Below are 7,251 nucleotides of genomic sequence, written 5' to 3' on the forward strand. Positions count from 1 at the left end.
GGGCATTTCGGCAGGGAGCCGGTGTCGGGCACCGGGGACGCGGTCGCCCGCTGCCCGGCACCGGGTTCCGGGCGTCGGATCCTCGGCCCGGCCGGCGGTACTCCGGCCCGGGCGTCAGATCTCCGGCCCGGGTGTCAGATCTTCGGCAGGCCCGGCGGGTTGATCTCCGACTTCGGGACCGCCTCGCTGGACAGGCCCCAGCGCTTGAGCACCTTCGCGTAACTGCCGTCCTCGATCACGTGGTTGACGGCGGCCGCGTACGCGTCGACGAGCCCGCTGCCCTTCTTCGTGGTCGCGGCGATCTTGCCCTGGAGGTCGTCACCGGCGCCCGAGAGCGTGCCGACGATCTCCGACTGCCCGGCGCTGGACACGTGGTACGCGGCCGAGGGGCTCGGGCCGAGATAGGCGTCGATACGGCCCGACTGGAGCGCCAGGTAGTAGTCCGTGTCCTTCTGGAAGTACTTGATGGTGACGGCCTTGCGGCCCGCCTTCTCGTTCTGCTTGCTCCAGTCGACGAGGATCTTCTCCTGGTTGGTGCCGGAGGACACGGCGATCGTCCTGCCCGCCACGTCCTTCGGCCCGTCGACCTTCCAGCCGCTGCCCTTCTTCGCCTCGAACGCGATGTTGTCGAGCCGGTAGGTGGCGAAGTCGTACTTCTCCTTGCGCTCCTCGGTCACGGTGACGTTCGAGAAGACGGCGTCGAACTTGCCGCTGTCCAGGCCGACGAAGAGGTTTTCCCAGGAGACCTCGTCGTTGTCGAGCTTCAGGCCGAGGGTGTCGGCGACGAGGGTCGCGAGGTCGATCTCGGAGCCGATTCTCGTCTTGTCGTCGGTCGCGTAGAAGCCGAGTGGCGGTGAGGCGTCGGCGCTCTGGCCGAGCTTCAGCGTGCCGCGCTCGCGGATCGCCGCCGGGACGAGCGCGGCGATCTCGTCGATCTTCTTGCCGCGGATCCGGTTCTGGTCGGGGCCGATGTTGACGTCGCCGACCTTCTTGGTGCCGGACGAGCCCGTCCCGGTCGCCGCGTCGCTGTCACCGCCGCAGGCGCTGAGCAGGGGGGCGACGACGAGGGCTGCGACGGCTGCGGCGAGGGTGCGTCGGGATATCACGGTGAACTCCTGTGCTGGGAGCGGATGGTGAGCGAAGGCGGCTCGGCCGGGGTGCCGGTCCGAGAGCCGGTGGGAAGACGGGTCGAGGGCGGCCCGGGCCCTCAGAGGACCTTGGAGAGGAAGGCGCGGGTGCGCTCGTGCTTCGGCGCGTCGAGTACGTCGCCGGGGGCGCCCTGTTCGACGATGCGGCCGTCGTCCATGAAGACGACGGTGTCCGCGACCTCACGGGCGAAGCCGATCTCGTGCGTGACGACGATCATCGTGGTGCCCTGGTGGGCCAGGTCCTTGATGACGTCGAGGACCTCGCCGACCAGCTCGGGGTCGAGCGCGGACGTCGGCTCGTCGAAGAGGAGCAGCCTCGGTTCCAGGGCGAGCGCGCGGGCGATGGCCACGCGCTGCTGCTGCCCGCCGGACAGCTGCTTCGGGTAGGCGTCGGCCTTGTCGGCGAGCCCGACCCGGTCGAGCAGCCTGCGCGCCGCCTCGGTGACGTCCTTGCGGGACCGCTTCAGCGCGGACACCGGGGCCTCGACGATGTTGTCCAGGACCGTGAGGTGCGGGAAGAGGTTGAAGTTCTGGAAGACGAACCCGATCCGGGTGCGCTGTCTGAGGATCTCGCGCTCGCGCAGCTCGTAGAGCTTGTCGCCGGAGCGCCGGTAGCCGACCAGCGAGCCGTCCACGCTGATCCAGCCCTGGTCGACCTTCTCCAGGTGGTTGATGGTGCGCAGCAGGGTGGACTTGCCGGAGCCGGAAGGGCCGAGGATGACGGTGACCTCGCCGGCGCGCACCTCCAGGTCGACGCCCTTGAGCACCTCCAGCGAACCGAAGCTCTTGTGGACGGCCCTGACGTCGACCATGGGCGCGGCCGGCGCGTCGGCCCCGCCGTCGGTGCCGGTGGCGGGGGTGGTGGGCGCGCTCATCGGGTGCTTCCCTTCGCGAAGTGTCGTTCCACGTAGTGCTGGAGGATGGAGAGCGCGGTGGTCAGGAGGATGTACCAGGCCGTGGCGACCATGAGCAGCGGTACGACCCGGCCGTTGCGTCCGTAGATGACCTGGACCTGGTAGAAGAGCTCGCCGATCGCCATGACGGAGACGATCGAGGTGCCCTTGAAGAGGGAGATCACCTCGTTGGCGGCGTTCGGCAGGATGGAGCGCATCGCCTGCGGCAGCACGATCCGGCGGATCTGCCGGAGGCGGGGGATGCCGAGGGCCGCCGCGGCCTCCAGCTGGCCGCTGTCGACGGCCAGTACGCCACCGCGCACGATCTCGGCGGCGTACGCGGCCTGGTGCAGGGCGAGTCCGAGGACGGCCGCGCTCATCGCGCCGACCAGACCCATCGTGTCGAAGGTGAAGAAGCCGGGCCCGAAGGGGATGCCGAACTTCAGCTCCTTGTAGAGGTAGGCGAGGTTGAACCAGAAGAGCAGCTGCACGATCAGCGGGATGGACCGGAACGCCCAGATGTACGCGAAGGAGACGGCCTTCAGGAACGGGCTCTCGGACAGCCGCATGAAGGCGAGGACGATCCCGAGCGCGAAGCCCAACGCCGTTCCGTAGGCGGTGAGTTGCAGGGTCACCCAGACCGCCTTGAGGATCACCTCGGCGGTGAAGAACTCCGCGAACACCTCCCATTCCCAGCCGGGGTTGGTGGCGAGCCCGTGGGCGAACTGGGCGAGCAGCACCGCGGTCACGATCACGGCGGCCCAGCGCCAGGGGTGCCGCACGGGCACCACCTTGAGCGCGCCGTAGTCCTCGGGCTCGGCCGGCGCCTTGACGATGGGTGGATCACTGGTCAGCGACATGGGGTCCTCGGGGCGGAAGGAGGGAACGGGGTGCGCGGTGCGGGCGCGGGGTGCGCCGTGGGCGCGGGTGCGACGAGGCGGACGCCCGCTGTTGCGGGGCGCGCTGGTTACGCGGCGGTGGCGCGACAGGAGAGGTCGCGCAGGAACGCCAGCGCGGCCCGCGCGGTGGCGTCGTTCTGCCGGAAGGCGGGCCCTCCGGTACGGGGCCGGGTGAACGCGCCGGAACCCCGGGCGTCGGTGTGCGGCCCGAGCGCGAAACGCCGTGGGTGCGGGGCGCCGGACCGGTCGAGGACGCGTCCGTCGGCGGGGTCGACGGCGAGCAGCCCCTCGGGCGTCGCGGCGGCCCCCTCGGCGTACAGCTCGCGCAGCAGGGTGTCCCGGGTCCGCTCGACCGTGGGGTGCGGCAGCCGTGCCTCGACGAGGGCGCGGGCCTCGACGTACGCGCCGGGCACGGTGGCGCTCGTGGCGCGGAAGACTCCGTCCGCGGCCGTCACGGTCGTCCCGGCGCCGAGGAAGTTCAGCACGCCCGCCCGTGACAGGGCGAGCATCTGCCGCAGCCTGGGTCCGGGCGGCCCCGAGGCGAGATAGCTGAAGAAGCCGTGCCACCAGGGCCCGATGTCGCCGAGCCGCACCAACTGCCCGTAGACGGAGAGGAGTCCGAGGAAGACGGCGAGGTCGGGGCTGTGCTCGGGGTCGTGCCGCCGGGCGAGGTCCCCTTCGATGTAGGCGCGCAGACCGTCCTGGAGCGCGTCGTACGAGGGCCGGCGTATGCCCTCCAAGGGGTGGTCGAGTGCGGTCAGGTCCAGCCGGTCGGCGGGGTCGGGCACGGCGGCGGCGACCAGCGCCCGGAGCTCGGCACGCCCCGCGCCGTCGACGGCGGTGGACTTCTCGTAGCGCCGCTCGAAGTCGGTCCAGGGCATGGCCGTGCGCTCGGGGTGGGCCGCGAACAGCCGGTGGTAGTGGGCGAAGCCCAGCTCCTTCTCGACCAGCGGCCACACGTCCCGCCGGAAGTCGAACCCATCGGGCCGCGCCAGCAGTTCGTCGACCTCACCGGGTCCGAAGAACCGTGGCAGCGGCGGGCGTTCACCGGTCCAGTCGTAACCGATCTTCGAGTGGTACGGGACTCCGCGCCGCGACCCGACGTGCAGCACGGGCTCCCGCCCGGACGCCCGGTACGTCAACTCCCCGTCCGCGTCGCTCTCGTAGCGGCCCCCGCGCCCTTCCGTGAGCAGGACCATCAGGTCGACGAAGGCGAGCCCGAAGCCGCGTACGAGCACCGGCTCGCCCGGGCCGAGGTCGGACAGGTCGCTGTCGGCGGTGAAGTCGGGCGGCAGATGGACGAGGTCGTGGGCACGCGCGTACGCGGCCAACTCGCTCTGTTCCGCGTCGAGTTCCGCGTCGAGATGGCCGAGCGCGAGGACGACGAGGTCGGCCAGGAGCGGGCGCGGCCGGCCTTCCAGCCACACCTGCTGACGGCCCTCGCGCGGACCCCCGACCCGCACGGCGCGGTGGGGGTGGTGGCGGACCCGGATGCCCGGCGGGAGGGCGGCGACGGTCCGCTCGTACACCCAGCGCATGTAGGCGCCCTGCCGCTGCCGGTCCGCGAAATGGCGTCCGTCCAACTCGGCCCACTCGTGCAGGGTGGGGCCCTCCCGTACGGGTCCGGCCATGTCCACCGTGTCGTCGGTGAACATGGTGACGTCCTGGGCCTGCGAGTTCATCCACAGCAGCGGTGGCTGCTCCTCGCGCCAGATGCGACCGCCGCCCGGCGGATACGGGTCGACGAGATGCACGTCGAGCCCCGAATCGGCCCACAGCTCGGGCGCGTTGGCGGCGATCCGCTCCAGGAGCCCGGTCCCGCGCGGACCCGCGCCCACGATCACCAGTGACGGGCGTACCCCGCCCGGCCCGCTCATCGCGCGCGCTCCGAACCGCGTCCGTAGTGCCGCTCGACGTAGTACTGGCCGACGCTGAGCACGGAGGTGACGATGATGTACCAGAGCGTGGCCACCATCAGGAGCGGGATGACCTGGTAGGTGCGGTGGTAGACGAGCTGCACGGAGTAGAGCAGGTCCTGCACGGCGATCACGCTGATGATCGAGGTGCCCTTGAGCGTCCCGATCAGCATGTTCCCGGCCGGCGGCACGATGGAGCGCATGGCCTGCGGCAGCACGATCCGCCACCAGCGGCGCCACCGGCTCAGCCCCAGCGCCTCGGCGGCCTCGATCTGGCCGCGGTCCACGGAGAGGATGCCGCCGCGTACGACCTCGGCGGCATAGGCGGCCTCATGCAGGGTGAGGCCGACGATCGCGACCGTGACCGGGCCGAGCAGGTTCACCGTCTTGACGCCGAAGAGCGTCGGGTAGAGCGCCCCGATGTTGAACCAGAACAGCAGCTGCACCAGGATCGGCATCGACCTGAAGAGCCAGACGTATCCCCAACTCACCGCGCGCAGCACGGGGTTGCCGGACAGCCGGCCCGCGGCGAGCAGGGCGCCGAGGGCGAAGCCGAGCGCCATGACGAGTCCGGTCAGCCACAGCGTGAGGCCGAGACCGCGCAGGACCGAGGCCGAGGTGAAGTAGTCGCCGACCACGTCCCACTGGAACGCCTCGTTGCGTGCGACGGAGTTGACGGCGAGCCCGAGCAGGATCAGGACGAGGCCCGCGGCGGTCCACTGGCCGGTCCGGCGCCGGGGGACGATGCGCGAGGGCACCGCGTCTTCCGGTGCGGCCACCTTGGTGAGGGTGTGCGAGGACATGCGAAGGCTCCGTGATGCGTCGAGACGAGTCGAACACGGGTGGTGCCTTCACACGGATCACGGCCAAGCCCCTCAGCAGGACCGTCCGTTGAGAGTACGGGTGTGTTTCCCCGGGCTGTCAAGGCTGTCCACACTGTGAGCGGTACGTCTCACGTCAGTTGACGTTCAACCGAATGCCTGTTCCACTTGTGCGCATGTATTCGCAGCAGTGGCTGGTCACGCGCTCCCACATCGACTTCGGTCGAGTGTGGTCCTCATCCTGTTGAGCTGACCCCCTGCGCGCCCGGGCCCTTCCAGGGCGGGCGTCTTCCTCGTTTCTTCACCCCAGCCTGGCCTTCACACGCGCACCCCTCCCCTCGCGCTTCGGCACATCGTGCCCTTTCACGCATTTCCTGCTCTTCAGTGCTCCCTTTGGCGCTCCCCTTCGCGTTTCCTCACCGCGCGCTCTTTCACCCCGCGCTCTGCTTCCAGGAGACCGCTCCATGCGTACGTACACGCGTGCCCGCACCGACCGTGCCCGCAACCCGCTCTTGCTGCCGTTCGCCCTGATCACCTCCGCGACCCTGCTGCTCACCGCGTGCGGCTCGGGCGGCGACGACACCGCGGCGGGCGGCACCGCCCAGGCCGCCGCCGGCAAGAGCAACGAGATCCCCACCACGGACGTCGTCTCCGCCGTCGAGAAGAACGCGGCCGCCGCGCAACTGCTGCCCGCGGGCACCGACTCGCTCACCCTCGCCGTGAGCGTCGGCGGTTCACCGCCCGGCACCAACTACCTGGAGGACGGCAAGACCCTCGCGGGCCAGGACGTCGACTTCGCGGACGCCGTCGCGAAGACGCTCGGCCTGCGGCTCAAGCGGGAGGCCGCGAGCTTCGAGGCGATCCTGCCGGCCCTGGACAGCGGCAAGTACGACGTCGGGGTCGGCAACTTCGGTGTCACCGACGAGCGCCGCAAGACCATCGACTTCGTCACCTACATCAACGACGGCCAGGGGTTCGCGACCCGTAAGGACAGCGACCTGGACAAGGTCACCGACCTCGCCCAGCTGTGCGGGCTGAACGTGGCGACCGGGGCGGGCACCACGTTCGAGGCCACGCTGGAGGACCAGAAGCATGTGTGCTCCGACGCGGGCGAGAAGGCGTACAAGGTGCAGACGTACAGCGAGCAGGGTGCTCTGTGGTCCTCGCTGCAGCAGGGGCGCAGCGATGTGGTGATGAGCACGATCAACGGGCTTCGCTATGCCGTCTCGCAGCAGGAGGGGCTGAAGTTCCTGAACGAGTTCCATCGGCTGGATGTGGGGTTCGCGTTCAAGAAGGGGACGGAGTTGGCGCCTGCGGTTCGGGCGGCCGTGAACGAGCTGATCTCGGACGGGACGTACGCGAAGATCCTCAAGAAGTGGGGTACGACGGGGTCGGCGATCACCGAGTCGCAGATCTCGCCACCAGAGATCAAGGACTGACCCACGGGGTTCTCCGCCCCCGCCGCCCCTACCCATTCCCGTCCACGCATGGGGGCTTCGCCCCCTCGCCCCCCTTTGCGCAGTTCCCCGCGCCCCTAGGTACCTGCGGGCGCGGCGGGGATGGAAGGCAGGGGC

General features: G+C 70.2%; 6 protein-coding genes. 1 reads left to right on the top strand and 5 read right to left on the bottom strand.

Annotated features, from left to right (window positions below):
• Nucleotides 1-134 precede the first annotated feature (134 nt).
• The 5 genes from ACFWGJ_RS39560 to ACFWGJ_RS39580 form a co-directional block, all read right to left on the bottom strand.
• Nucleotides 135-1,106: an ABC transporter substrate-binding protein gene (locus ACFWGJ_RS39560; RefSeq protein ID WP_387333803.1), complete on the bottom strand. Its 972-nt coding sequence runs from the start codon at nucleotides 1,104-1,106 to the stop codon at nucleotides 135-137.
• A gap of 101 nt (nucleotides 1,107-1,207) precedes the next feature.
• On the bottom strand, nucleotides 1,208-2,023 hold the full coding sequence (locus ACFWGJ_RS39565) for an amino acid ABC transporter ATP-binding protein (RefSeq protein WP_387333804.1): 816 nt from the start codon (nucleotides 2,021-2,023) through the stop codon (nucleotides 1,208-1,210).
• Nucleotides 2,020-2,901 (bottom strand): amino acid ABC transporter permease, encoded by an 882-nt coding sequence (locus tag ACFWGJ_RS39570; RefSeq protein ID WP_387333805.1) that lies wholly within the window; start codon nucleotides 2,899-2,901, stop codon nucleotides 2,020-2,022. The genes ACFWGJ_RS39565 and ACFWGJ_RS39570 overlap by 4 nt, the downstream gene beginning before the upstream one ends.
• A 107-nt stretch (nucleotides 2,902-3,008) precedes the next feature.
• Nucleotides 3,009-4,817, bottom strand: coding sequence for an FAD/NAD(P)-binding protein (locus ACFWGJ_RS39575; RefSeq protein WP_387333806.1), 1,809 nt, complete (start codon nucleotides 4,815-4,817; stop codon nucleotides 3,009-3,011).
• Nucleotides 4,814-5,659: an amino acid ABC transporter permease gene (locus ACFWGJ_RS39580; RefSeq protein ID WP_387333807.1), complete on the bottom strand. Its 846-nt coding sequence runs from the start codon at nucleotides 5,657-5,659 to the stop codon at nucleotides 4,814-4,816. The genes ACFWGJ_RS39575 and ACFWGJ_RS39580 overlap by 4 nt, the downstream gene beginning before the upstream one ends.
• Before the next feature lie 482 nt (nucleotides 5,660-6,141).
• On the opposite strand from ACFWGJ_RS39580, the gene ACFWGJ_RS39585 reads away from it, so the two are divergent.
• A complete protein-coding gene (locus tag ACFWGJ_RS39585) occupies nucleotides 6,142-7,116 on the top strand; it encodes an ABC transporter substrate-binding protein (RefSeq protein WP_387333808.1) in 975 nt (324 codons plus the stop codon).
• The last annotated feature ends 135 nt before the right edge of the window (nucleotides 7,117-7,251 follow it).

Source organism: Streptomyces sp. NPDC060205 (assembly GCF_042728395.1).
In the GTDB taxonomy this organism is placed as follows: Bacteria; Actinomycetota; Actinomycetes; order Streptomycetales; family Streptomycetaceae; genus Streptomyces.